Genomic DNA, 647 nt, shown 5'->3' on the forward strand with positions numbered 1-647 from the left:
ACTATTAGAATGTATTGCACATTCAAAACTAGATAGTAAGCAGATTTTACGGCGTTAAACCGAGTTAAAAATTTTGATTAAGTCTTCGATCGATTAGTATTCGTCAGCTACACACATTACTGCGCTTACACCCCGAACCTATTAACCTCATCATCTTTGAGGGATCTTATAACCGAAGTTGGGAAATCTCATCTTGAGGGGGGCTTCATGCTTAGATGCTTTCAGCACTTATCCCGTCCATACATAGCTACCCAGCTATGCCGCTGGCGCGACAACTGGTACACCAGAGGTATGTCCATCCCGGTCCTCTCGTACTAAGGACAGCTCCTCTCAAATTTCCTACGCCCACGACGGATAGGGACCGAACTGTCTCACGACGTTCTGAACCCAGCTCGCGTACCGCTTTAATGGGCGAACAGCCCAACCCTTGGGACCGACTACAGCCCCAGGATGCGATGAGCCGACATCGAGGTGCCAAACCTCCCCGTCGATGTGAACTCTTGGGGGAGATAAGCCTGTTATCCCCGGGGTAGCTTTTATCCGTTGAGCGATGGCCCTTCCATGCGGAACCACCGGATCACTAAGTCCGTCTTTCGACCCTGCTCGACTTGTAAGTCTCGCAGTCAAGCTCCCTTGTGCCTTTACAC

General features: G+C 50.2%; 1 rRNA gene. It reads right to left on the bottom strand.

Annotation, left to right across the window (positions count from 1 at the left end):
- Positions 1 to 73: 73 nt before the first annotated feature.
- A 23S ribosomal RNA gene (locus B2G86_RS13020) occupies positions 74 to 647 on the bottom strand; the annotation flags it as partial.

Source organism: Mammaliicoccus fleurettii (genome assembly GCF_002018435.1).
Classification (GTDB): Bacteria; Bacillota; Bacilli; order Staphylococcales; family Staphylococcaceae; genus Mammaliicoccus; species Mammaliicoccus fleurettii.